This is a genomic window from Pseudomonas sp. yb_2, assembly GCF_043103905.1.
Classification (GTDB): domain Bacteria; phylum Pseudomonadota; class Gammaproteobacteria; order Pseudomonadales; family Pseudomonadaceae; genus Aquipseudomonas; species Aquipseudomonas alloputida.
Genome location: NZ_JBICKH010000074.1, coordinates 12653 through 36926, shown reverse-complemented (window position 1 = coordinate 36926; position 24274 = coordinate 12653). Strand labels below are relative to the sequence as shown.

General features: G+C 61.4%; 21 protein-coding genes. 5 read left to right on the top strand and 16 right to left on the bottom strand.

Features of this window, described 5'->3' with window-relative positions:
* The 6 genes from ACF8FB_RS19740 to ACF8FB_RS19715 form a co-directional block, all read right to left on the bottom strand.
* Positions 1 to 414: hypothetical protein (locus tag ACF8FB_RS19740; protein WP_392511718.1), on the bottom strand; the 414-nt coding region annotated here is incomplete at its 3' end.
* A 5-nt stretch (positions 415 to 419) separates the two neighbouring features.
* Positions 420 to 1193 (bottom strand): hypothetical protein, encoded by a 774-nt coding sequence (locus ACF8FB_RS19735; RefSeq protein WP_392511716.1) that lies wholly within the window; start codon positions 1191 to 1193, stop codon positions 420 to 422.
* 26 nt (positions 1194 to 1219) lie between these two features.
* The gene (locus tag ACF8FB_RS19730; protein WP_392510608.1) at positions 1220 to 2638 is read right to left on the bottom strand and encodes an HlyD family type I secretion periplasmic adaptor subunit; all 1419 of its coding nucleotides are present in this window, start codon (positions 2636 to 2638) and stop codon (positions 1220 to 1222) included.
* Positions 2635 to 4779 carry a type I secretion system permease/ATPase gene (locus ACF8FB_RS19725; RefSeq protein ID WP_392511713.1) on the bottom strand — a complete coding sequence of 715 codons (2145 nt, stop codon included), beginning with the start codon at positions 4777 to 4779 and terminating at the stop codon, positions 2635 to 2637. The genes ACF8FB_RS19730 and ACF8FB_RS19725 overlap by 4 nt, the downstream gene beginning before the upstream one ends.
* Positions 4780 to 5017: 238 nt before the next feature.
* Entirely contained in the window at positions 5018 to 6289 is a 1272-nt protein-coding gene (waaA, locus tag ACF8FB_RS19720; RefSeq protein WP_012053870.1) for a lipid IV(A) 3-deoxy-D-manno-octulosonic acid transferase, read from the bottom strand.
* Positions 6290 to 6300: 11 nt separating this feature from the next.
* Positions 6301 to 7191: a LysR family transcriptional regulator gene (locus tag ACF8FB_RS19715; RefSeq protein ID WP_003249460.1), complete on the bottom strand. Its 891-nt coding sequence runs from the start codon at positions 7189 to 7191 to the stop codon at positions 6301 to 6303.
* 86 nt (positions 7192 to 7277) lie between these two features.
* Here ACF8FB_RS19715 and ACF8FB_RS19710 point away from each other — a divergent pair, with 86 nt between their 5' ends.
* The 4 genes from ACF8FB_RS19710 to ACF8FB_RS19695 all read left to right on the top strand — a co-directional run bounded on the left by ACF8FB_RS19710 (position 7278) and on the right by ACF8FB_RS19695 (position 10710).
* Complete coding sequence (locus tag ACF8FB_RS19710; RefSeq protein WP_004577390.1) at positions 7278 to 7610, top strand: multidrug efflux SMR transporter; 333 nt, start codon at positions 7278 to 7280, stop codon at positions 7608 to 7610.
* An 88-nt stretch (positions 7611 to 7698) separates the two neighbouring features.
* Positions 7699 to 8874 (top strand): NAD(P)/FAD-dependent oxidoreductase, encoded by a 1176-nt coding sequence (locus ACF8FB_RS19705; protein WP_392510611.1) that lies wholly within the window; start codon positions 7699 to 7701, stop codon positions 8872 to 8874.
* Entirely contained in the window at positions 8871 to 9683 is an 813-nt protein-coding gene (locus ACF8FB_RS19700) for an aldo/keto reductase (RefSeq protein ID WP_010955511.1), read from the top strand. The genes ACF8FB_RS19705 and ACF8FB_RS19700 overlap by 4 nt, the downstream gene beginning before the upstream one ends.
* A 58-nt stretch (positions 9684 to 9741) precedes the next feature.
* Entirely contained in the window at positions 9742 to 10710 is a 969-nt protein-coding gene (locus ACF8FB_RS19695) for a metal ABC transporter ATPase (RefSeq protein WP_350298510.1), read from the top strand.
* 81 nt (positions 10711 to 10791) lie between these two features.
* Here the strand turns inward: ACF8FB_RS19695 and hldE are convergent, their stop codons facing one another.
* The 3 genes from hldE to ACF8FB_RS19680 form a co-directional block, all read right to left on the bottom strand.
* Positions 10792 to 12213, bottom strand: coding sequence for a bifunctional D-glycero-beta-D-manno-heptose-7-phosphate kinase/D-glycero-beta-D-manno-heptose 1-phosphate adenylyltransferase HldE (gene hldE, locus ACF8FB_RS19690; protein ID WP_003249449.1), 1422 nt, complete (start codon positions 12211 to 12213; stop codon positions 10792 to 10794).
* Between the two features lie 130 nt (positions 12214 to 12343).
* Positions 12344 to 14152: a lipid A export permease/ATP-binding protein MsbA gene (msbA, locus tag ACF8FB_RS19685; protein WP_010955513.1), complete on the bottom strand. Its 1809-nt coding sequence runs from the start codon at positions 14150 to 14152 to the stop codon at positions 12344 to 12346.
* Between the two features lie 15 nt (positions 14153 to 14167).
* Positions 14168 to 15343 carry an O-antigen ligase gene (locus ACF8FB_RS19680; RefSeq protein ID WP_010955514.1) on the bottom strand — a complete coding sequence of 392 codons (1176 nt, stop codon included), beginning with the start codon at positions 15341 to 15343 and terminating at the stop codon, positions 14168 to 14170.
* Positions 15344 to 15443: 100 nt separating this feature from the next.
* Between ACF8FB_RS19680 and ACF8FB_RS19675 the strand changes: the two genes are divergently transcribed.
* On the top strand, positions 15444 to 16049 hold the full coding sequence (locus ACF8FB_RS19675) for a hypothetical protein (RefSeq protein WP_003249444.1): 606 nt from the start codon (positions 15444 to 15446) through the stop codon (positions 16047 to 16049).
* A gap of 3 nt (positions 16050 to 16052) precedes the next feature.
* Here ACF8FB_RS19675 and ACF8FB_RS19670 read toward each other — a convergent pair whose 3' ends face one another.
* The 7 genes from ACF8FB_RS19670 to ACF8FB_RS19640 form a co-directional block, all read right to left on the bottom strand.
* A complete protein-coding gene (locus ACF8FB_RS19670; RefSeq protein ID WP_392511709.1) occupies positions 16053 to 17144 on the bottom strand; it encodes a glycosyltransferase in 1092 nt (363 codons plus the stop codon).
* A 37-nt stretch (positions 17145 to 17181) separates the two neighbouring features.
* Complete coding sequence (locus tag ACF8FB_RS19665) at positions 17182 to 17955, bottom strand: glycosyltransferase family 2 protein (RefSeq protein ID WP_033725379.1); 774 nt, start codon at positions 17953 to 17955, stop codon at positions 17182 to 17184.
* Between the two features lie 65 nt (positions 17956 to 18020).
* Positions 18021 to 18977 carry a glycosyltransferase gene (locus ACF8FB_RS19660; RefSeq protein ID WP_003249439.1) on the bottom strand — a complete coding sequence of 319 codons (957 nt, stop codon included), beginning with the start codon at positions 18975 to 18977 and terminating at the stop codon, positions 18021 to 18023.
* Positions 18978 to 19025: 48 nt separating this feature from the next.
* Positions 19026 to 20429, bottom strand: coding sequence for a PIG-L deacetylase family protein (locus tag ACF8FB_RS19655; RefSeq protein ID WP_392511707.1), 1404 nt, complete (start codon positions 20427 to 20429; stop codon positions 19026 to 19028).
* Positions 20426 to 21322 (bottom strand): antimicrobial resistance protein Mig-14, encoded by an 897-nt coding sequence (locus ACF8FB_RS19650; protein ID WP_392511705.1) that lies wholly within the window; start codon positions 21320 to 21322, stop codon positions 20426 to 20428. Before ACF8FB_RS19650 ends, ACF8FB_RS19655 begins: the two co-directional genes overlap by 4 nt.
* Positions 21322 to 22452 (bottom strand): glycosyltransferase, encoded by a 1131-nt coding sequence (locus ACF8FB_RS19645; protein ID WP_010955520.1) that lies wholly within the window; start codon positions 22450 to 22452, stop codon positions 21322 to 21324. The genes ACF8FB_RS19650 and ACF8FB_RS19645 overlap by 1 nt, the downstream gene beginning before the upstream one ends.
* Complete coding sequence (locus ACF8FB_RS19640; RefSeq protein WP_392511703.1) at positions 22436 to 24193, bottom strand: carbamoyltransferase; 1758 nt, start codon at positions 24191 to 24193, stop codon at positions 22436 to 22438. The genes ACF8FB_RS19645 and ACF8FB_RS19640 overlap by 17 nt, the downstream gene beginning before the upstream one ends.
* Between the last annotated feature and the right edge of the window lie 81 nt (positions 24194 to 24274).

Sequence of the window (24274 nt, the reverse complement as noted above, 5' to 3'; positions counted from 1 at the left end):
TTTACTTTCTTCTGGCAATCCTAAAAATATGGGATAAAGGGTCCAAGCGCTTTCAGGATATCCGGAACCTTCAAATACTTGCTTATGGAAATTCGCTATAGCAGTTTGAGGTATTGGCCCTAAAACAAAACCATCCACCGTATGCGCCTTTAACGCATTCAGATACTCCTTAGCCATATTAAAACGGATGATTTCAACATCTTCATCGCGCATTGGCATACCCGCTTCTGCGGCTACGCCTTTCATGTAGTTTATCGCCGCCACACCTGCAATGCTGTTCCCCCGAGCCACACCATTTGCGAGCACCGCATATTTATCACCTTTTTCGGCTAATTTATCATACATTGCCGACGGACCTTCTTTTGTTAACAACTCGCTTGCAAGCTCGATATCAGAATGGCTTAATTTCATCATAAAAATTATCCTTGTATACCATTAGAAACTAAGAAGATTTTTACACGCGACGCTATCTCACCCCACTCGCTTAATTCGTCCCATCCAAAATCAATCTTTACAATAGCTTTACTGCCCCCCAGTAAATATCTAAAATGACACCGATGGTATTTAGACCTATACTTACTCCAACTACACCTTCCAATTTGCTCCATGTACCCATTTCTTTCAGACCAGAAAATCATCCGTGGTGAATTGGGGAAAACGCTATCAACACCCTCCACTCGATTCAAACCTAATTGTCTATCAAACACCTTGGCCTCTCGTTGCTTATAAGTTGCCTCGGAAATGAAAAAATCAAAGGTTTCGCGCAGTCCCCTCTCACCAGCGGGCCATGGTTCAAGCGTCACTACGATTCCACTAAACGTCTCTGAGAAATAATTTCCGGGCGTTAACTCAGGCCAGTTCATGGCCAGACTTAAAGAATATAAATTTGATTTACACCCTCTATCAACGCCGCCAGAACCTCTCTTATAATTTCCTTCACCCTCATATTCCGGCCAGAAAGGAACATATTCGCTTGAAAACTCATACATAACACCGGACACCACACCACATACTTTTGGCGTAGGGGGTGCGACCGGCTTCGATTTCTCGCTTAAAGCAACAGTCGCCACTGCTAAAGCAACACAGCTCGCGGGAAGACACAACGCGACCGCTGCGCTAACCCTCAGTGCATTCCATATAATTTCGTACAGCATTCTCCAGCCGCTTTTTTCTCGTAGCCGATTCGCGTCCATCTGTTATCACCCTCACAAGTAATCACTTAGCGCTCCGTTAAACTTTCCTGCACATGTCGCCGCAAAGGCCTTAGAAAATAACTTATAACCTTGCGCTTATCCGTAATAACCTCCGCACGCACTGACATACCCGCCGTCAACGGAACATCCTGTTTTCCTACACGCATTATTTCCTTACCCAGGCGGACTCGAGCGCTATAAACCAACCCTCGCTTCTCATCTTCAATGGCATCGTCAGAAATACTCTCCACCACCCCCGGGACAACCCCGTACTGGGTAAACGTGAACGTCTCAACTTTCACTTCCACTGGCTGCCCCGGAAAAACAAAGCCGATATCTTTGTTCTCGACTTTCACTTCCACTTCCACCGGCTCGCCCGTCGGCACAATGACCATCAGTGTCTGCGCGGGTGTAACCACCCCGCCCTGTGTATGGATCGCCAACTGCTGGACGGTGCCGTCAACGGGGGATGTCAGTACCTTGAGGCGATGCCGCTGCTCGGCCTTGTTCAACTCCTGCTCAAGGGTTGCAATGCGCCGTTGCGCCTCACCGTGAAGGTCGAGCATGGCTCTGCGCAGTTGGGCAATGGCACCGCTACGGCGGTGCTGAGCAGCAAGCCGTGCAGCGTTCAGTTCGTCGATGCGCGAGCGCTGGAGAGCCAGTTCGCGTTCCTGCTCCAGGCGGGCCTGCTCCTTTTCCAGGTAGGTGTGCTTGGCCACCGCCGATTCACTGAACAACAGCTTGTAATCCGCCGTCAGTTGGCGGGTGATCACCAACAGTTGCCGGAGCGCGTCAGCCCGGCCCTGGGCGGAACGGATTTCGGCAGCGCGTTGACCGATTTCGGCATCGGCCTGTTCCAGCGTGGCCTGCAACTCCAGGTATTGCCCCTCCAGCCAGCGCTGCGCGCCTGCCTGCTGCGCGGCCGTGGCCTGCGGTATCAAGGGTGCCAGGGAGGCAGGTGCCACATCGCCGTCCAGCGCACTCAGCAGTGTGCTGGCGCGGGCCTGGTCGATCTGTGCAGCCAGCAGTTCGCTGCCCAGGCGCTTGATGTCAGCCTCGGTCAACTGCCCTTCCAGCTCGACCAGCACATCACCTTTGCGCACCGGCTGGCCATCGACGACGTGGATCGACTGCACCACCGCGACTTCGCTGGCCTGTATCAACTTGCTCCTGCCACTGGGCACGATCTTGCCTTCGGCACTGGCGATGACATCGATCTCACCGATGCAAGCCCAGGCAAGCGCCAGCCCGATGAACATCAGCAGGCTCCACTGCAGGTAGCGCGGCAAGGGATGCACTGGCGTTTCCTGCAAGGACAGTGCCGCAGGTAAAAAGGCCAGTTCGTCGGGCTCACGTACGGGGCCGTCCATGCTCCGGCGCTTTCGCCATGCCGTCCTCCACGCATCCCGGTAGCGCTCGGCAAGGTCCTTGAACGCCACACTCATACGGCGGCCCCGAGCTGCAGTTGATGCAGGTAGGCATAGGTGCCCTGTGGATAACCCAGCAGCTCATCATGAGTCCCTTGCTCGATGATCTGCCCACGCTCCATGACCACGATGCGGTCGGCATGGCGTACTGCCGAAAGCCGATGGGCAATGATGATGACCGTGCGCTGCGCGCAAATCCGCGCCATGTTCTGCTGGATGATCCGTTCGGACTCATAGTCCAGCGCACTGGTGGCTTCGTCGAAAATGAGGATGCGTGGGTTGCCGAACAGCGCTCGGGCGATGGCTATGCGCTGTCGCTGCCCACCCGACAGGCTGGCGCCGTGCTCACCAATCAGGGTTTCGTAGCCATCCGGTAATTCGAGGATGAACTCGTGCGCACCCGCCAGCGTCGCTGCGGCGATTACTTCTTCAAGCGGTGCTGCTGGGTTGCCGAGGGCAATGTTCTCGCGCACGGTGCGCCGAAAAAGCACGTTGTCCTGCAACACCACGCCGATCTGCCGACGCAGTGACGCCACATCGGCTACCGCCAGGTCAGCACCGTCGAGCAATACCCGCCCCCGCTCAGGTGAGTACAGCCGCTGAATCAAGCGTGTCAGCGTGCTCTTGCCTGACCCCGAGCGACCTACAACGCCTATCACTTCTCCGGCGGCGATCTTCAGGCTGACATCGCGCACCACTTCGCCCCCGTCCGGCCGATAGCGAAAACACACACGATCGAGCTCGATCTGCCCGACAAGTGTGGGCAGCACCGTGCCCTTGCCTTGGTTGACCTCGGTACGGGTGTTGAGAATGTCGCCCAGGCGTTGAATCGATACCCCTGTCTGCTGGAAGCTGGTCCAGAGTTGGGCCAGGCGGATGATGGGCTGCGACACGCGCCCTGCGAGCATGTTGAAGGCGATCAGCTCGCCCACCGTGAGTGCGCCTTCGATGACCAGCCGGGCCCCCAGCCACAAGGTGGCTACCGTGACAAGCTTGCCGATCAGGCCGACGCTTTCATTGGCGAGACTGGAAAGGTTCTGGGTCTTGAAACTGGCAGATACATAAGCGGCCAACTGATCATTCCAGCGCCGGGTCACCTGAGGTTCCACGGCCATCGACTTCAGTGTGTCGATGCCGTTGACCGCCTCGACCAAGAAAGCCTGGTTCTCGGCGCCGCGTTGGAAGCTTTGATCAATCAACGCCCGCAGTAGCGGAGTAACGACCAGGGATACGAGAAAATAGAAAGGCAGCGAGCCAACGACGACCAGCGTCAACCATCCGCTATAGAGGAACATGACAGCGATGAAGACCACCGAGAACAGCACATCCAGCACTAGCGTGATGCTGTTGTTGGTCAGGAAACTTCTGATGTTCTCCAGTTCTCGCACTCGGGCAACCGAGTCACCGACTCGCCTGGCGTGAAAATAGGCGGTTGGAAGATCGATCAAATGCCTGAACAGTTTTGCACCCAGTTCGACATCGATTCTTGACGCTGTATGAGCTGCCACATAGGTACGCAACCCACTCAGCAATGTTTCAAACAGAACGACGACCAATAAACCCAAGGCGATAACATCCAGCGTGGTCAAACCGCGATGCACCAGGACTTTGTCCATTACCACCTGAAAGAACAAAGGCGTCAGCAAAGCCAGTATCTGAATGACCAGGGAAACCACGAGCACTTCGCCAAATAGCCGCCTGTACTTCACCAGAGCAGGAATGAACCAGGTAAAGTCGAAGCGCGACAGCCCTAGGGGCAACTGGGCATCGGAGCGAACCAGAATGAGTTCTCCCGACCAGCGCACCAACAGTTCCGCGAGGGTCAGCGCTTGCGGCGCACGGGAATGCGGGTCCTGCACCAGAACCTGCTCGCCCTCCACGCGCGCGATGATGAAGTATTCACCACGGGTATCCACTGCAATAGCGGGCAAGGGCGTCTGCTGCAGCCGGGCCGGATCGACGCTGCGGTGTTTGGCCTTGAGGCCCAGTTGCTGAAATGAGCGAAGTAGTGTGCAGGTAGAGAACCGCTCACCCGCTGCTGCATGATCGTGCTGCAACTGCTCGGCAGAGACGGCAACACCATGGTAATGCGCCAGCGTGATAAGACACACCAGCCCACTTTCAATAGTGTTGGCATTGCCATCAGATAAATCAGCCATCACGCCACCTCTTATGAAAACCGGACATGAGGCGATACTAGCCCGAAGCAATAGGACAAACGTCCTACAAGCTTCCGACGCAAGCGTGTGACACTTCTGACTTTTAAAGTCTATTCGTAGGAAGTTTCCTAACGGCGAGAAATCCAGTGTAGGAAGTTATAACTTACGCCGTAGGAATAAATAACCAGAATCAGACATATCCACTCTAGACCGGGTCTTTGAGTGGATATGTCGGTTATCAGCGGATCAAGGCCCCCAGACCCTCGAGCAATCGCTGCAGCGCCCCCTGATTGGCCCGCATCACCGCCCTGCCCGCCTCGCCCATGCGCTGGGCGTCCTGCGGCAGTTCCACCAGACGGCGCACCGCGCCGGCCAGCCCGTCAGCATCATCCACCTGCTGCAACGCACCCGCCTCGCGCAGCATCGCGCTGATTTCGAGGAAGTTGAACACATGCGGCCCCATGAGCACCGGCAAGGCCAGCGCCGCAGGCTCCAACGGATTGTGCCCACCGGTCGGCACCAGGCTGCCACCGACGAAGGCAATGTCGGCCAGGGCATACAGGAACAGCAGTTCGCCCATGGTGTCGCCCAGCAATACCCGCGTTTGCGCATCGACCAGCGTGCCGGCAGAGCGGCGCACGGTGGTGAACTGCTCGCTGCACAACGCATGCACTGCATTGAAGCGCTCGGGATGGCGCGGCACCAGGATCAGCAAGGCATCGCCATGCACCTGCAACAACTGCCGATGCGCCTGCAGGATCAAGGCATCTTCACCGTCGTGGGTGCTGGCGGCAATCCACACAGGGCGCTGGCCGCCCCCCCACTGTTCACGCAATGCCCTGGCGCGCGGCAGCAGCTGTTCGTCGATCGTCAGGTCGAACTTGATCGAACCGGTGACTTGCACGCGCTCAGGGCGTGCACCCAGGTCACGGAAGCGCTGGGCCTCGGTTTCGGTCTGCACGGCAATCAGGCTCATCTCGGCCAGCATCGGCCGGGTCAGCCTGGCAAAGCGCCCATAGCCACGGGCCGAGCGCTCGGACAAGCGCGCATTGGCCAGCGCCACCGGAATGCCGCGCCTGGCACACTGGTGAATGTGGTTGGGCCAAAGCTCGGTTTCCATGATGATGCCCAGCTTAGGCTGCACATGATCGAGAAAACGCCCCGCCGCCCAAGGCAGGTCGTAGGGCAGGTAGCAATGCTGCACGCGCGGTTCGTTGGCGAACAGGGCGCGAATGCGTTCAGAGCCGGTAGGGGTCATGCAGGTCAGTGTGATCGGCAGCTCCGGGTAAGCCTTTAGCAAGGCACGCACCATGGGTGCGGCAGCAATGCTCTCGCCCACCGATACCGCGTGTACCCAGATACCACCCTGGCGCATGGCCGGCAGCTTGAAAGCAAAGCGCTCGCCGATACGCTGGCCGTAGGCCGGTGCCTTGCGCGCGCGCAGATACAGGCGCAGCGCAACCAGCGGCAGGCCCAGGTGAAACAGCAAGGTATAGAGAGTTCTGTTCATGGCGGCTAAGTCTACCCGATCGCGCGAAGGTGCACTGCAAAGCGCTCGGCCAGCCACTGCGCGGCCGGGCCCAGAGGTTCATCGCGGCGCCAGGCCAGCTCTGCCACCAAGGCCGGCGGCCGCCAGTCGCTGTCCAGTTCGACCATGTGCGCCTGGTAGGTCGGGTACTGCACCACATGCCGGGGTAACCAGGCCCAGCCCAGGCCGCGCATCAGTAGTTCGGCCATGGCGTAGAAACTGTCGGCACGCCATACCTGCGGGCTGATCGCTTCACCGCCGGGGTAACCGCTTTGTTGTGGCGTGATCAGCAACTGCCGGTGGCGGGCCAATTGTTGGCGGGTGACCCGGCCTTCGCCCGCCAGCGGGTGGCCGACCGCGCACACCGTGACCATCTCCACGCTGCCCAAGGCACGGCGTTCCAAGGAAGCCGGGATGCTTTCGTGGAGGAAGAACAGGCCCAGATCGGCGCGCCGCTCCACCAGCTTGCGCGCCACATCGCCCTGGGCTCCGCTGGCCAGTTGCACCTCCAGGAACGGGTAGCGGCTCGCCAGTTCGTCGAGGCTGTCGATCACCGGCTGATACGGCATGGCTTCGTCCTGCGCGACCCGCAGCAAGGCCTCCTGCCCGCGCATCAGGGCCAGGGCGCGGCCATCCAGGCGTTCGCACTGGCGTAACAATTCGCGGGCGTCCTCCAGCAAGGCGCTGCCGTTTTCAGTCAATTTCGGTTGCCGGCCGCTGCTGCGCTCGAACAGAGTGACCCCCAGGTCGGTTTCGAGCAGCGCGATGGCACTGCTGATCGCCGACTGGGCTTTGTGCTGCTCACGTGCCACCGCGGAGAACGAGCGCAGTTCTGCAACGCGCAGAAAGGTACGCAATTGTTCAAGGTTCCACTGCTCGGCCATCAACCTATCTCCCATATCGATAGGTAATGACTTTACCCCATCCAGGCAACGTCTAGAATGCCCGCTCAGTAACGGAGGATCCTGCCATGAATGCCTATACCTACCTCGCCATTGCCATCTGCGCCGAAGTCATCGCCACCGCCTCGATGAAGGCGGTGAAAGGCCTGAGCACGCCGTTGCCACTGCTGCTGATGGTGGTTGGCTATGGCATTGCGTTCTGGATGCTGACGCTGGTGGTCCGCAGCATTCCGGTGGGGATTGCCTACGCCATCTGGTCGGGGCTGGGGATTGTGCTGATCAGTGTGGCGGCGCTGGTGATCTATGGGCAGAAGCTGGATATGCCGGCAATGCTTGGCATGGCCATGATCGTGGGTGGCGTGGTGGTGATTCAGCTGTTCTCGAAGACCGCTGGGCATTGAGAGCCCGTGTGCGGGGCTCGCCGACGATAGGGCCATCTCAGGTATAGCCTGTATACTTGCCAGCTGTCCCAGTCTTCGAGGTACCGCCATGCCATCTGCCATTTCCACTGACGTGCTGATCGTCGGCGCCGGGGTCGCAGGCCTCTGGCTCAATGCCCGCCTGCGCCGCCTGGGCTACTCGACAGTGCTGGTGGAGCGCGCCAGCCTTGGCGGCGAGCAGACCATCAAGTCGCAGGGCATCATCCACGGCGGCACCAAATACGCCCTGCACGGCGCCCTGACCGGCGCCTCGGAAGCCATCGCCGACATGCCGCGCCGCTGGCGCGAGGCCTTGGCCGGCAACGGCGAACTCGACCTCAGTCGTACCCGCCTGCTCTCCGATGCCCACTACCTGTGGTCGCCGGGCACCTTGGCCGGCAACCTCACAAGCTTCTTCGCCAGCAAGGCCGTGCGCGGCCGGGTCGACCAGGTCAAGGGTGACCAGTTGCCACCGGCACTGCAGGACCGCGCGTTCAAGGGCAAGGTGTACCGCCTGGCGGAACTGGTGGTCGATGTCCCGAGCCTGCTGGCCAACCTGGCCGAGCTGGCCGGCGAGTCCTTGCTGGCAGGTGAACGCATCGAACCCTTGCGTGAAGGTAATGCGTTGGTCGGCCTGCGCGTGGACGACCGGGAAATCCGTGCCCAACGCATCGTATTGAGTGCCGGAGCCGGCACCGAAGGCTTGCTGCAGGCGCTGGGCCTGGATCAGCCGGCCATGCAAACCCGCCCGCTGCACATGGTCATGGCCAAGGGCCCGAACCTCAAACCTTTGTACGCCCACTGCCTCGGCGGCGGGCCCAAGCCGCGGGTAACGGTAACCACCCATCCGGCAGCCGATGGCCAGTGGGTCTGGTACCTCGGTGGGGACCTGGCCGAAGCCGATGGCGTGGCGCGCGAGCCTGCAGCGCAGATTGCTGCAGCACAGAAGGAAATCGCCAGCCTGCTGCCATGGGTCGACCAGAGCCTGGTGCGCTGGGCCACACTGCGCGTCGATCGCGCTGAGCCGGCACAATCCGGCCTGGTACGCCCGGACAACGCCTTCCTTGCCGACAAGCAGCGCCTGCTGGTGGGCTGGCCTACCAAACTGGCGCTGGCACCGGACTTCAGCGACCGGGTGATCAGCCACCTGGAGCGCGACGGCATTCGTCCACAAGCACAGGCCGACCTGACCGACCTGCCACGCCCTCCGCTGGGCGTACCGGCCTGGGAGCAACTGCTGCCATGAGCCTGCCAACCCTGCACGCATTCCATCGCCCGCTGGGCAGCACCGGCCTCAAGGTCTCGCCACTGGGCCTCGGCACGGTCAAGCTGGGTCGCGATCAGGGCGTGAAGTACCCCACGGGCTTCACTATCCCCGGCGATGAAGACGCCCGCCTGTTACTGGCTCAGGCCCGCGAGCTTGGCATCAACCTGATCGACACCGCCCCGGCCTACGGCCACAGCGAAGAACGCCTGGGCCCGCTGCTGCGCGGCCAACGTGATGAATGGGTAATCGTCAGCAAGGTCGGTGAAGAGTTCGAGGAAGGCCTGTCGCATTTCGACTTCAGCGCCGCCCACACCCGCCGCTCGGTGGAGCGCAGCCTGCGCCGGCTCGAAACCGACCGCATCGAACTGGTGCTGGTGCATTCCGACGGCAACGACCTGGCCATCCTCGAACAGCAGGAGGTCTACCAGACCCTGGCCGAACTCAAGCAGGAGGGCAAGATCCTCGGTTTCGGGCTGTCCGGCAAGACCGTCGCCGGCGGCCTGAAGGCACTGGAGCAAGGCGACTGCGCCATGGTCACCTACAACCTCAACGAACAGGCAGAACGCCCGGTGCTGGACTACGCTGCCGAACACGGCAAGGCCATCCTGGTAAAGAAGGCCTTGGCGAGCGGGCATATCTGCCTGGCCCCGGGCGTCGACCCGGTGCAGGCCAGCTTCGAGCTGCTGTTCGCCCACCCGGGTGTCAGCAGTGCTATTGTCGGCACCATCAACCCGTTGCACCTGGCCCACAACGTGGCCACCGTCGCCCGTATCCTGGGCCAGCATTGAGTTACCTCAGGCTCCCGACTCAGGGACTGAAGACTGACCCGACGCAAGGAGGAGCCTCGTGGCGCGAACGCTGATCCGCAAGAACCCGAGCAACTTCAAGACACTGCCACTGCATGTCGAGGCCACGCCCGAAGGCTTGATTTACCAAAGCATCGGCATGCCGCTGAACTTTGCCCAGACCCAGCAACGGCGCAAGGCCATCCAGTTACCCGATACACAACACTTCGTGGTCGAACTGGCCAACCTGGGCGTGTCAGTGCGCCTCACGCTGCATTGGCAGAACCGCGATTACTGGGTACTGGTGCGTCAGCGCCGCCAAGACCGTGGCGATGTGGTGCTGAAACTGATTTCCGGTTATGTACCGGCGCAGGAGCTGAACCTGCCGTTGCACACGGCCGTACAGGAAGTGGCCGAGGAGTGCCTGCTGGAAACCCCGGAAGGCTGGCTGGGCGGGCGCTTCAACGACACCTGGCTGCCCGTACCCTACGCCGCCGCCCTGCACTACCGCGAAACACCCCACTTCGTGCTGGCTCCGGAGTCCGGTGCCGCACGCCCTGTGCATTGCGGCAAGCTGATGCTACTGGAGCGCCCACGGGCCTATGTGCACCTGCCCACCGCTTCGCTACAGCTGATCTATGACATGCGCCTGCAAGTGCCCCGGGACGCCAAGAAACTCAGCTTGTTCCACGTTGACGAGCGGCTGGAGGGCGACCAGCTGGTGGCGCGGCTCAACCGCAAACGGCCCGACCTGTACCTGATGCCATTGAAGGACGGCCAGCCACTGGCAGAGCTGTACACGCTGAAAAAGGATGAGCTGGTGCCGGCGAGTACGCGTGGGCTGTACCTGGCAGAAAGTTTTGCCCGGCAGGAAGGCTGGGTGGTGGCAGATGAACGGGTACGCTGGAAGGATTGGGTGAAGCAGCAGGGGTTGGTGGAAAGCAAGCCCGCACGGGCGTCGCACTTGCAACGGTTTGGCGACAAGGCGCGAGCGCTGCTGGAGCGGGCGCGGTCCTCGCTGAACAAGTGACATCCCGAAAGCTTTCACCTGCTTGCTGGAGCGGGTAAACCCGCCCCTGCAGAGGGCCGCCGAAGCGGCCCCAAGGTCAGATCAGTTCTTGCGAATTTTCTCGACAATCGCCGTGGTCGAGCTGTTCTCGACCAGCCCCAGCACCTTCACGGTGCCGCCATAGCCCTTGACGATATCAGCCCCCACCACCTGGTCGATGCCATAGTCGCCCCCCTTCACCAACACATCCGGCTTGACCTGGCTCAGCAGGTTTTCCGGGGTGCCTTCCGGGAAACTGATCACCCAGTCCACCGCGCCCAGACCGGCCAGCACGGCCATACGCCGGTCAACGCTGTTGATCGGCCGGCCCGGCCCTTTCAGGCGGCTTACCGAGGCATCGTCGTTTACCGCAACGATCAGGCGATCACCCTGGGCCCGCGCCTGCTCCAGGTAAGTGACATGCCCGGCATGCAGGATGTCGAAGCAGCCATTGGTAAAGACGATCTTCTCGTTGTGTGCCCGCGCGTCATCAATGGCCAGCAGCAGTTGCTCAAGGCCCAGCACGCCGCGTTCGGAGCCTTCCTCACGCTGGATGGCCCGGCGCAGCTCAGGGGCGCTGATGGCAGCCGTACCCAGCTTGCCGACCACAATGCCCGCTGCCAAGTTAGCCAGGGCCACCGCATGGGGCAGGTCCTCACCCGCAGCAATGGCCGCGGCAAGGGTGGAAATGACAGTATCGCCGGCACCGGTCACATCGAACACTTCGCGTGCCCGCGCAGGCAGGTGCAACGCCGGCTGACCAACACGCAACAGGGTCATGCCATGCTCACCGCGGGTGACCAGCAAGGCGCCCAGGTCCAGGTCCTGCAGCAACTGCAAGCCCTTGGCGACCAGTTCGGCCTCATCGACGCAACGGCCGACGATGGTCTCGAACTCGCTGAGGTTCGGGGTAATCAGGCTGGCGCCACGGTAGATGGAAAAGTCCTTGCCCTTGGGGTCGGCCAGCACCGGAATGCCCTTGGCCCGCGCCGCCTGGATCAGGTTTTGGTGATTTTTCAGTGCGCCTTTGCCGTAGTCGGACAGGACCAGCACCTTGACGCCTTCGAGCAGGCTGTCGACCTCCGCGCCCAGCGACAGTGGGTCGGTGGCGAACGGCTCTTCGAAATCGATACGCAGCAGCTGCTGGTGACGGCTCATGACCCGCAGCTTGACGATAGTCGGCTGGTGCGCGATGCGCTGGAACACCGAACGGACACCGGCAGCCTGCAGGCTGTTGGCCAGGCTGTCAGCAGCCTCATCCTGGCCGGTGACGCCGATCAGCGAAGCCGGCGCGCCCAGCGCAGCAATGTTCAAGGCAACGTTGGCCGCGCCGCCGGGGCGATCCTCGATCTGATCGACCTTGACCACCGGGACTGGCGCTTCAGGCGAAATACGCGAAGTACCGCCATGCCAGTAGCGGTCGAGCATGACATCGCCGACCACCAGTACCGGGGCTTGATCGAAACGCGGCATGGACAACTTCATGGGCAACCCATATGGAAATAATGAACAGGGGCAGGATATTAGCACAGGGTAGTCAATGGCTTTATGGCCAGATCATCCCTGGAAAATTCCCGTGACAATCGGGGCCATGACGGCCCCGATCAAGGAGGGTTCAGGTGATATCGGCCTTGGCCGGCTCATCCAGCCCCATGGCATGCAGACGGGCATAATGGCCATTAGCCGCAAGCAGCTCGGTGTGAGTACCGCGCTCGACCAGGCGGCCCTGGTCCATGACAAGGATCTGGTCGGCCTTCTCGATGGTCGACAGGCGATGGGCAATCACCAGCGTGGTACGGCCTTGCATCACATGGTCCAGGGCGGCCTGGATATGCCGCTCGGACTCGGTATCCAACGCCGAAGTCGCTTCGTCGAGGATCAGCAACGGCGCGTTTTTAAGCAGCGCACGGGCAATTGCCAGGCGCTGGCGCTGGCCACCGGAAAGCAGTACACCGTTCTCACCCACTTCGGTATCGAAGCCCTTTGGCAGCCGGTCGACGAATTCCTTGGCATAGGCATCGGCCGCGGCGGCTTCGATGTCTGCGCGCGGCGCGCCGGCCAGATCGCCATAAGCGATGTTGTTGGCCACGGTGTCGTTGAACAGGGTGACATGCTGGGTGACTTGCGAAACATGGCGACGCAGGTTACGCAGGCGATAGTGCTCGATCTCCACGCCATCGAGCAGGATCTGCCCCTTGTCGTGATGATAGAAGCGTGGAATCAGGGCCGCCAGGGTAGACTTGCCACTGCCGGAGCGGCCGACCAGGGCGATCATCTGCCCGGGCTCGGCGACAAAACTGATATCGCTCAGCACTTCACGCTCGGTACCCGGGTAGGTAAAGCTCAGGTTACGCACTTCCAGGCGCCCTTCCACGCGCTCCTTCTCGACCGTACCAGTGTCCACTTCAGGCGCTTCGTCCAGTTGCTCGAAGATGCTCTCGGCACCTGCCAGGCCCTTCTGGATGGTCGAGCTGACTTCCGACAACTGGCGAATCGGCTTGGGCAGCAGGCCGGCAGCGGTGATATACGCCACCAGGTCACCAGCAGTAGAGTCCCCGCGCAGGAACAACACCAGGAACATCAGCGCAGCCATGGCGCTGTAGATCACCAGCTGAAGCATCGGCGTGTACAGCGAGCCGGTCTTGGTCATGCGCAGTTGCTTGTCGGTGTTGCTCTGGCTGGCCTGGCCGAATCGCTGCTGTTCGTAGGCCTCGCCACCGAAGCTACGGACCACGCGGTAACCCTGGATGGTTTCCGAGGCAACGTGGGTGACGTCGCCCATGGCTACCTGGATTTTCTTGCTCTGCTTGCGGAATTTCTTGCTGGCGATGCTGACCATAACCGCAATCACCGGCAAGATGGCGACCATCACCAGGGTCAGGTGCCAGTTCATCCAAAGCAGGTAGGCAAACAGGAACACCACGGTCAGGCCTTCGCGGATCACCACCTTGATGGCGTCGGTAGCGGCGCCGGTGACCATGGTCACATTGAAGGTGATGCGCGAAATCAGGTGCCCGGAGTTGTGGTTGTCGAAGTAGCGGTTGGGCAACACCAGCAGCTTGTTGAACAATGCCACCCGCAGGTCATGCACCAGGCTCAGAGAGACCTTGGCCAGGAAGTAGTTGCCGAGGAACGAGCCCAGGCCCTGCCACGCAGCGATCAGGATGATCAGCAGCGGCACCGCCTGCAGCAGTTGCAGGTCGCGCAGGTAGGGGACGTTGGGGAACAATACCGCTTCGGGGTTGCTCAGCCCATCGACGAAGTACTTGAGGATGCCGGCCAGCATTGGCTGGGTCGAGGCAAAGATCACGAAACCGACAATGCTCAGCAGGAAAATGCCGACATAGGGTTTCACATAGCTCAACAGCCGGAAGTAGATCTTCAGGCTGGAGGTGTGCTCCGCTGGTCGCGGTGTTTCGGCCATTATCGAGCTCGCTGTTCAGGTTGAACCGGCAATTTTACCACAGGCGTCATTTTCGGCACGCCCCCATGGCAGCAACATGGCAAGGCCCACCGGCAGCCAGCTGATGAACCATTCGGCACGTGGCGTACCGGTGAGGCTGGCGGCATCGAACTGCATGGCCAGGGTCGAGTAGACCCAGAAGCCCAGCAGGACCTTGCCGAACAGGGTGCCGCGGGCGCGCACGATTTCGCCCAGCGTGAACAGCCACACCATTACCCACAGCAACATGCCGGGCAAGCCCATCTCAACGGCAACATGGGTGAACATGTTGTGGGTGTGATCGAAGTGCATGCCGACGGCGCTCACCTCGTAATCAGCCCCCAGGCCAAGACCAGTCCAAGGGTGCGCGGCAATCATCTGAACCACGGCATGGAAAATTTCCGGCCGGTAGGACGAGCCCCGTTGGGCGATAACGTCGTACACGGCCAAAAAGGCCAGGCCGGTGGCAAGCAGAGCCAGAACAGAGAACACCCGGCTGTGGCGGTCACGGAACCACAACGGCGCCATCACCACGGTAATCACCAGTGCCAGAACCGCACCACGGCTCTGGCTGAGCATGGCGAAGGCCCCCAGGCAAGCCAGTGCCGCCAGCCACAACAACTGCAAGCCACGTCGCCGAGGTGGCTCGTAGAGCATCAAGAGCAAGGCCGAACCAATGACATAAGCCCCCAGGATGGGGTGGGATATCTCGCCGATACCCGCCAGCCTGAACAGCAAAGGCGCACGCTGCACCCCATAGAACTTGATGATGGAGACCAACGCAGCGATGGCCAGCAGCGCGCTGCCAAGCAGCAATAACTGACGAATGCGGGCTTGGCCAAGCTGGGCCAACAGCGGAAACGCCAGCAGGAACACCAGGATGTAGAGCAAGCGCTTGAGCTCGCGCATGGGCTCCTCGGCAGGCGACCATGCCAGGCTCAGGCCGCTCCAGGCCAACAGCAGCAGCACACTCCCCCACAGCGCCGGTTGCCGCCTCCAGGCTTGCACCAGCACACCTCGGGCCGACCAGGCCAATACCAGCGTTGGCAGCCACAAGAACAACACCAGACCTTGCTGATAAACCTTGTTGCTGGGTGCCAGGGCAATCGCCGCCAGGAACCAGACCAGGCCCAAACCTAACCACGCTTGTGCCCAGTTTTTTTGATACAACATCCTTTCCCCCGATGAATCAGAAACACCATCCATGGTGCTACAGCATTATTTTCGGCATTATTGCCGGTCATTTTGATCGCCAGACGACAAGGCTCTATTCATGCAATGCTCCCGGCTCACCCAGGTCGACTTCGATCAGCTGACACTCGGCGCACAGGTGCTTGAGGCAGACAGCCATGGCGCCAAAGTCTACCTGCTCACAGATGGAAATTTCCTCAAGGTTTTTCGTAGGAAGCGGCTGATTTCATCTGCACTGCTACGTCCTTACTCGCAGCGTTTCGTCGATAACGCCGCGCGCCTGGCGCAACTGGGCATCCCTACCCTCGAAGTGATCAGCCAGCACAAGCTCGACCTGCCGGGCCGCACTGCGGTGCTGTATCGCCCGCTACCTGGGCGGACGCTGCTGCAGATGTCGCGCGATGACGGCTTCAGCTGGGACACTTACCTGCCACGCCTGATCGAACTGATCCGCCAGTTGCACCGCAGCGGCGTTTATTTCCGCTCGCTGCACCTGGGCAACGTGGTGGTCACCCCCGACCAGCGTCTGGGCTTGATCGACGTGGCCGACATGCGCTTTCTGCGCCCGCCACTGTCAGCCCGCATGATTCGACGCAATGTGCAGCACATGGTGCGCTATATCGAGCGGGAGAACCTGGGCGACCGGTTCCCCCTTGCCGCCTTCGAGGCAGCCTTGCTGACACGCTGAGCGTCAACTGCGCAACAGGCTCTGCGAGCCGCTGCAGAATGCCTGCCAGGCCTGCTCCGGTGCCAGTGCCTGGCGCTGCTTCGCGGCGATCGTCGATGCACTGAGCACCGCACAGCGCTCGATCGCCTCAGCCCAGGCGCTTTCGTCGGCAACCGGCAGGTAGCCACCCGTGTCGCGCAACTGCTCGCGGAACACCTCCAGGTCGCTGCACACGACCGGTACGTCGGCCATCACCGCCTCTTGCACCACAAGCCCCAGGCCTTCGGAACGCGAAGGTACCAATAGCCAGTCGAAAGCCCGATACAGCTGCTGCAGGTCTTCGCGGTGACCGCGCAGATGAACGCGCTCGGCCAGGCCCAACGCGTCGATACGCTGCTGCAGCATGGCATGCTGCGGCCCCTCGCCAATGATCGCCAGCTGCAAGCCCGGTTGCCGTGCACTGGCCCTGGCGAATGCCTCGATCAGCATTTCGAAGCCTTTGCTCTCTACCAATCGCCCTACCGCACCCAGCATCACCTCGGCGCCCTGAGGCAACTTCAGCGCCTGCCTGGCCTGGTCCCGGTTCAGCAAAGGCTCGACGAATGCAAGCGGGTCGAGCGCCATGCGCAGCGTCTGCACCGGCCTGCCCAGGTCACGCTCCAGCGACTCGGCCAACGTCTGTGATACCGCCGCGATACTCAGACGCTCGGACGGAAAACTCTGCAACAAGCGGATATCGCTGGCATGCAGCCGCGTCTTGCCATGGAACAGGACCTTGGCACGTACGTGCCCAATGCGTTGCAACAACGGCAGCACCAACCGGGCAACGCCAATACCATCGAGCAGCACCACTTCTGCCCCGGCCTCGGCCAATGCCTTGCGCAAGCGCATGCGCAGCCACGGGCGCAGCAAGCGCCACAAGTGCCGCCCTTTGAGCGCACGTGAGGGCATATGCCATTCCCGGGTCGAACCGAGCCCACAGCAGAGCCCGCTCCCCAGTAGCAGCCAGTTACTGATCCGGGCATCGGCACCCGCGTTCGACAAGACCTGCCGGTGCACCTTGTGGATGGACATGTACGGCGTTCCACCCGCCCACATCATATTGACGATGTTCATGGGCCCTCTCCCGCTCAAGTCAGGTGGGACAGCGACTTCATTGAACAAAAATGGTGATTCCCATGCCGATCAAGGCCCCCGCAACCAGCGTCAATGCCAGCTTCAACCGATCACGCTGACGACGCTTGGCCTTACGCTCCACTTCAATAGGCAAGGTCACGTGATTGCCGAATCCAGTGTGCAATACTGCGTCACCCTCCAAGGTGACCGCTGTCAGATTTAACTCAGCGTAGCGGCGGGAAAGCGCCTTTTCTCCAGCATAGGCGGCAAATGGCGCACAGCGCTGGTAATCGCTCAATCGGCGCAGCCCAGGGTTGAGCGAGAACGCCTGCCACTCGGCCTTGTCGGACAGCAGCGGATAGCACGGCACCCCGGCGATCACCTGGCGATCGCCCAAGTGGATGTACGGGCTGTGGATGGCCAGGTCGTGGGCATGGCTGCGCAACCACACCTGCAAGATGTTGGGACTGACATCCAGGATGGCCTGCGAGTCTTCGACAAAGCCTTGGCGATAGAATTGCCAGTCGTCTTCGCAGTGAAAAATGTACGGCGTCTTGACCTGGCTGTAGGCCAGGTCGATAGACGGCAACTGGCCAAGTTTGGGCCGGTTGACGAACACCTTGCAGTACGGCTTCCAGTGCGCCGGCACAGCGGCATGCACAGCATCGTCGCCAGAGTCTTCGGTGATGAATACCTCGCGAATGGGCGCGGTGTTGTAGCGATCGAAACTCTCAAGGGTGTCTTTGAGCAGATCGAACCGCCCACAACTGGTCACGACAAGCGTGACGTCACTCTCATTTGAAAAGCGCACCGGATTCCCTCCGCATTACGACTGTCGGCCTTCAACAACCCGCTCCTGGGCGTGAAAGCTCTTATTTAGATGCCCAGCTTCAGACGCAGCCGCTGCCACGCAGACAGTGGCGGATGGGGCCTGAGCGCAGGGCGCATGTGGTCGACGATGCTACGTCCAACTGCGCCGAAACTAAAACGGGAAACCGCCAGATGGCGACCATTTTCTGCAATCTGCCGTGCTAGCTCGGGGTTGGCGCGCAAGCGACGGAGTTTTTCCTGAAGGGTCGGGATGTTGTCATAGAACACCACGTTGTGCATGTCTTGCAGGCCCAGCGCACGGTTCTCTTCCTCGCCCTGGTCGTATGCCAGCAACACACAGCCACAGGCCATGGCTTCGAAGTTCTTGATCATGTATTCGCCCATGCCGACATCGGCACTGACGAAGAAACGAATACGGTTAAGCGTGTTGCAGTAGTCCTCGCCCGACTTGGTACGGGTTACCAACAGGTTCTCGACCTGCCCCAACTCGTCCAGCAGTGCCTTGCGGCCGCTGTAGGCCACACTGTTGACGCTGCCGACAAAGGCCAGTTCGATATCACGCTCACGCCCTTGGTCGGCCAGCAACTGCTCGTCATAGCCCTTGGGCACGAACACCGCGTCGAAACCTTCCTGGCGCAAGCGCTCGCTGACCATGTAGCCGGAGCTGATCACCCGCGCCCATGGCAACTGGCGGTAATGAGCGCTGAACTTGCCGGTGTACTTGCACGGGATGTAGTTCTGGTAGGCGTCGTGCTCGAGAATCACCAGGTTCGGCACAGTGCGGATGAAGGCCACCTGGCGGATCTCCTGCTTGAAACGCAGGAAGAACACGATGCGGTCATAGCGCTCGACTTGCACCTCACGCTTGAAGTAACGGCGCAGGTTGCGCTGATCCTGGCTGGTCAGCCAGCGCAGGTCGCACTCGCAGTTGGCCGCGACGCCATCGTACAGGCGGTCAAGAATCGCCCGCTGTTCCTTCTGCACCAGAAATAGGACTTTCATTGCTTTCCTTGGGCGCTCTGCGCCTTCGCGGTCAACCATGGGGCGTGCTTACAGCTCACGCCGCCAGAACAGTTCGTGCCGGCGCACGGCCTTGCGGAAGAATTCGTTCTCCCCAAAAGGCGATGGCTGTCGCCCGGCAAGCCAGCGTTGCAGCAGACGGCGCAGGCGGCGCTTGAACGGTGCCGGCGGCTGCAGGTCGTGCATCATGCCCAGGGCCATGGCCTTGTCGCGCTGGGTCGCGCAGTCCAGCACCAGGCTGCAGGGTGCCCAGGCCTGGGCAGCGCTCAATTGCGGCGGCAAAGCCACGCCATCGCCACTGTCGCCCATCGGCCAGCGGTCGTTATCGTGCAGGTGGTTGGCGTAGCACAGCAAGGTTTGTGGCTGCCAGGCCATACCTTGCAAGGCTTCCAATACCGCCGCCTGAGCGCAGATATGGTCCGGATGGGGGTCTAGCTGCGGGTGCGGCATCACCAGCACCTCTGGTTTGGCCAGCTCCAGCAAGGCTCGCAGGTCGGCCAGCAGGTTGTGCCAGGTGGGTGCGCCATCACGGTCGCCCGGTAACGGGAACGGGTTGAACTGGCGGAACACGCGGATATCGGCCAGGTCGGCTTCACGTGAGGCGGCCGGCTGGTCGGGTGCTGCCTGCATGGCAGGCAGCTGCAGGCAAAAGTAGCCCAGCTGTATGCAACGCGACTCCGGCACGCCGGCCCAACGCGGCACGACGATGCTGTCCCATGCACGCAGGCGCCCCTTCAGGCGCGCGGCCTCGGCCTTTGCCAGGCCCATCTGCTGGTAGTGCTCGGCCTCTATCTCACCGGCGGTCAGGGTCACCACCCAGCTTTCGTCGGCCTGGCTGTACAAACCATACGCGGCCAACTCGGCGTCGTCGGCATGTGGCGCGATCACCATTACCCGGCGCCGCTGCAGCTCGACCGAGGGGGTTATCCACAGGCGCAACTGACCCTGCAGGCGGCAATACCGACCGCGCAGTCGCAACGTACCGGCCTGCAGTGGCGCAGCAAGACCCGTCAGGTTAAGGAAGCGCACGCCATCGACGCCACGCTCGAACGCTTGCCGATCGGCCTGTTCGCCAGCCAGCAGCTCGACCCGAGGGTCGAGAAAGCGCCCCAACCAGCTGCTCTTTAGCCGCAGCTCAAGCACCAGGGTTTCGTCGCCCTGCAACGTGCAATCAGCCTTGAGCCAGCCATCGTGCAGGCTGGCAGGAACCTGCCGCACCTGATCGCCGAAGTCGTAGGCATAGTCCTCACCCGGTGCATAGAACAGGTGGTCGGCAAACCAGGCCTCATGGGCAGCCCAGAGCAGCGGCAACAGCAGCAGTGGCAGCCACCACCAGCTGAAAACACCGAGGGCGACCAGCGCAACCAGGCCTGCCAGCAGCCCCAGGCGTTTGTTGCGCCGGTGGCGCTTGAGCAACTGCTGCTTGCGGCTCACGCTTGATACACCGGCACAGGGTTGCACCAGCGGTCCTTGTACTCACGGTCAGCACGGCCGAACGAGAACCGCAGCGGCTTGTTGCGTGACCGGGCGTCTTCCCAGGCGGCCTGGGTATTGAGGAAGCTCAGCACGCTGCCTGGGCTGAAGGCCTTGGTTTCAGGGTCGACGCCGCCATTGATGTACTCGACGCTGATCCACTCCGGCGCTTCGACGCGGTACACCAGCTGGATGGCAATCGGCTTACCGGCCAGCAGCAGCACCGAGCCGATCAGCAGCTCACGCAGGCGCTCCAGCACATCGGCCATACGCTCGGCACCGGTAGCCGGGAACCCCCAGCGGCGCAGGAACAGGTCGCAGTACATGCTGGCGATTTCCTGGGCACTGAAGTCGCTGATCGGGCGTACCACGCCACCCGCCTCTTCCAGCAGGCGCAGTTCACGGCGCTGGTTGTAGCGGAACTTCTTCGACAGGTCTTCAGGCGCTCGGGCCATGGCCAACTGCTCCTTCTGCGCCTTCAGGCCGCTGAAGCGGCCCTGGTTCAGTTCGGACAGGTAACGCATTGTATGGCGCAACGGTGCAGCGGCATCAGACGCCGCCGGTAGAATGATCTCGGCATTACCGAGGTCGAACAGGGCCTTCTTGCCAGCACGCTTCAGCACGTCCTTGGACAGTGCCAGATGACGCCCCCAGGCCGGGATGGCGGCTTTCAGCTCGCCAGCCTGGTGCCAGCCCAGGTAACGCACCGGGATCTGTGCCAGGTCCGCCAGTTGCTCGACCACCAGCGGATGGGTGGCAACACTGCCGCCAAAGCGCGCCCACGCCTGGGCATAAGCCTTGGCATCGATAGCTTGCCAACCGCGTTCGCGGAAGGCCTGGATACGATTGAGCATCAGGCCTGCCCCACCAACGCGCGCACCTGTGGGAGTTGCCAGAAGGCCTCGCGCACCGCCTGATCAGAGAAACGCTCACCCAGGCGCTGCAGCATGTGCCTGGCACAGGCCTGGCGCTGCCCAGCGTCCAGTACGGCCATGTGCTGCAGGCCCTGGGCCAGCTGCGCGGCGTCGCCCAGCGGGAACAGCACGCCAACGCCCTCGACCACTTCGCGGGCACCGCCACAGGCCGTGGCCAACACCGGCACACCGGCAACCATCGCTTCGAGCAGGACCATGCCGAACGGCTCGTGATCGGAACTCAAAGCGAACACGTCGAACGCCTGGAAATAACGGCGCGCATCCGGTACCTGGCCAAGAAAGTCGACTTGCCCGGCAATGCCAAGTTCGGCGGCCAACGCCTTGAGCCTGGCCTCCAGACGCCCCTTGCCGAGGATTGCCAGGCGGGCGCCAGCCGGCAGCCCCGGCAGTGCCTGGGCAAAACCGCGCAACAGGGTGGCCTGATCCTTGTCCGGGTGCAGGCGCCCAACATTGCCGACGATCCACGCCTGAGCATCCAGGCCCAAGGCCTGGCGTGCGTCAGCGCGCGGCACCAGGGCTGCTTGCAGGGCGTCGATGTCGATGCGGTTGTACAGAGTCTGGATGCGTTCGGCCGGCCACTGCGGCAAGCAACGGCGCATATCGTCACGTACCGCGTCCGAAACACCCAACAGGCTCAGACGCTTGCTGAACAGGTTCGCGAACAGGCGGCGGCCTTTGCGCTGGTAGTCGCCAAAGGCATGGTGCACACCAATCACCGGCAGGCCGGTCCCCAGCAGGGCAACGTAGATCGGCTTGAAGCGGTGGGCGATGCAGAAAGCGAAATTGCGCTCGGCCGCAATGCGCCGCAATGCGCGGATGGCGCCGAGTTTCAGGCCACGCACGGCCTTGGAACTGAACTCAAGGAACAGCACCTCGTCCGACGCACAGCCAGCCGCCACCTGCGCATCGGCGGCGCCGGTGAGGAATACCGTGGTCACCTGGTACCCACGCCCCTGAAACAGGCTGGCGTACTGACGGGCGCAGTCCAGGAACGGCCCGTCATAGCCATGGCAGAACTGCAGGATGCGCGGTTCAGAGCGGCTGGTCATACGGGGCCGCGCCGTCCTTCACAACCAGGATGTCTTCCATGATCAGGTACTGCAGGTCCGAGCCGAAGAACATGTTCAGGGCATCGGTCGGCGAGCAGATCATCGGTTCACCACGACGGTTCAGCGAGGTGTTCAGCGACACACCGTTGCCAGTCAGGTCTTCCAGTGCCTTCATCATGTCGTAGTAGCGCGGGTTGTACTCGCGCTTGAGCACCTGGGCACGCGAAGTGCCGTCCTCGTGCACCACTTCCGGCACGCGGGTTTTCCACTCTTCAGCGACTTCGAAGGTGAAGGTCATGAACGGCGCGGGATGGTCGACCTTGATCATCTGCGGGGCGACAGTGTCGAGCATCGACGGGCAGAAAGGTCTCCAGCGTTCACGGAACTTGATCTGGTGGTTGATGCGGTCAGCCACGCCTTCCACGCTTGGGCAACCGATGATCGATCGGCCACCCAGGGCACGCGGCCCGAACTCCATGCGGCCCTGGAACCAGGCTACCGGGTTGCCATCGACCATGATCTGGGCGATCTGCTGCGGCATGTTCTCGAGTTTGCGCCACTTCGGCTGGTTCGGGTGACGGGCGCAGGCGGCGATCACGTCTTCGTTGGAGTACGACGGGCCAAGGTAGACGTGCTCCATCTTCTCGACCGGAACGCCACGGGCGTGGGAAACATAGGCAGCGGCGCCAACGGCAGTCCCGGCGTCGCCGGAGGCCGGCTGGACGAACAGCTCTTTCACATCCGGACGGGCGATGATCTTCTGGTTGAGCTTGACGTTCAGCGCACAGCCGCCGGCGAAGGCCAGCTTGCCGGTTTCGCGCAGGGTGTCGCCCAGGTAATGGTCGATCATCTGCAGCGCCAGTTTCTCGAACAGCGCCTGCATGCTGGCGGCGTAATGGATGTACGGCTCGTCGGCGATGTCGCCTTCGCGCTTGGGGCCCAGCCATTCGATCAGCTTTGGCGAGAAGTAGAAGCCCTTGCCCTTCTCTTTATAGCGGCGCAGGCCGATAACGTTGGCGTACTCGGTGTTGATGACCAACTCGCCGTTTTCGAAGCTGGCCAGACGCGAGAAATCATACTTGCTGGCGTCGCCATACGGCGCCATGCCCATGACCTTGAACTCGCCATCGAGCATTTCGAAGCCCAGGAACTCGGTAATGGCACCGTAAAGGCCACCCAGCGAGTCCGGGTCGAAGAACTCCTTGATCTTGTGGATCTTGCCGTTTTCGCCGTAACCAAAGAAGGTGGTGGCGTACTCGCCCTTGCCGTCAATGCCAAGGATTGCGGTTTTTTCCTTGAAACCCGAGCAATGATAAGCACTGGAAGCGTGGGCCAGGTGGTGCTCGACCGGCTCGATCTTGACCTTTTTCGGGTCGAAGCCCAGTTGCTCCAGGCACCAGACGATCTGCTTGCGATAGCGCTTGTAGCGACGGTTGCCCATCAGGATGGCATCGAGTGCACGATCCGGGGCGTACCAATAGCGCTTGGCATAGTGCCACCGCGCCTTGCCGAACAGGCTGATCGGGGCGAACGGGATGGCTACCACGTCGACGTCGGACGGCTTGATGCCTGCCTGTTCCAGGCAGAACTTCGCCGACTCGTAGGGCATGCGGTTCTTCGCATGCTTGTCACGCACGAAGCGCTCTTCTTCGGCGGCGGCAATCAGCTTGCCGTCAATGTACAGGGCCGCGGAAGGGTCATGGCTAAGGGCGCCGGACAGGCCAAGAATCGTCAATGCCAAGGGATTAGCCTCTTCATTCGGTAAAAATGCGCCAGCGGCCTCTTGGGCGGATGGCGGCTAAAGGGCGGGATTATAACGCAA

Coding starts and splice junctions, on each gene's coding strand:
- ACF8FB_RS19710 (WP_004577390.1), top strand. CDS start 7,278: ATGAATGCCTATACCTACCTCGCCATTGCCATCTGCGCCGAAGTCATC.
- hldE (WP_003249449.1), bottom strand. CDS start 12,213: ATGAAGTTGTCCATGCCGCGTTTCGATCAAGCCCCGGTACTGGTGGTC.
- ACF8FB_RS19645 (WP_010955520.1), bottom strand. CDS start 22,452: ATGACCAGCCGCTCTGAACCGCGCATCCTGCAGTTCTGCCATGGCTAT.
- ACF8FB_RS19715 (WP_003249460.1), bottom strand. CDS start 7,191: ATGGCCGAGCAGTGGAACCTTGAACAATTGCGTACCTTTCTGCGCGTT.
- ACF8FB_RS19675 (WP_003249444.1), top strand. CDS start 15,444: ATGCAATGCTCCCGGCTCACCCAGGTCGACTTCGATCAGCTGACACTC.
- ACF8FB_RS19705 (WP_392510611.1), top strand. CDS start 7,699: ATGCCATCTGCCATTTCCACTGACGTGCTGATCGTCGGCGCCGGGGTC.
- ACF8FB_RS19680 (WP_010955514.1), bottom strand. CDS start 15,343: ATGTTGTATCAAAAAAACTGGGCACAAGCGTGGTTAGGTTTGGGCCTG.
- waaA (WP_012053870.1), bottom strand. CDS start 6,289: ATGAACAGAACTCTCTATACCTTGCTGTTTCACCTGGGCCTGCCGCTG.
- ACF8FB_RS19650 (WP_392511705.1), bottom strand. CDS start 21,322: ATGCTCAATCGTATCCAGGCCTTCCGCGAACGCGGTTGGCAAGCTATC.
- ACF8FB_RS19725 (WP_392511713.1), bottom strand. CDS start 4,779: ATGGCTGATTTATCTGATGGCAATGCCAACACTATTGAAAGTGGGCTG.
- ACF8FB_RS19700 (WP_010955511.1), top strand. CDS start 8,871: ATGAGCCTGCCAACCCTGCACGCATTCCATCGCCCGCTGGGCAGCACC.
- ACF8FB_RS19730 (WP_392510608.1), bottom strand. CDS start 2,638: ATGAGTGTGGCGTTCAAGGACCTTGCCGAGCGCTACCGGGATGCGTGG.
- msbA (WP_010955513.1), bottom strand. CDS start 14,152: ATGGCCGAAACACCGCGACCAGCGGAGCACACCTCCAGCCTGAAGATC.
- ACF8FB_RS19670 (WP_392511709.1), bottom strand. CDS start 17,144: ATGAACATCGTCAATATGATGTGGGCGGGTGGAACGCCGTACATGTCC.
- ACF8FB_RS19735 (WP_392511716.1), bottom strand. CDS start 1,193: ATGGACGCGAATCGGCTACGAGAAAAAAGCGGCTGGAGAATGCTGTAC.
- ACF8FB_RS19660 (WP_003249439.1), bottom strand. CDS start 18,977: ATGAAAGTCCTATTTCTGGTGCAGAAGGAACAGCGGGCGATTCTTGAC.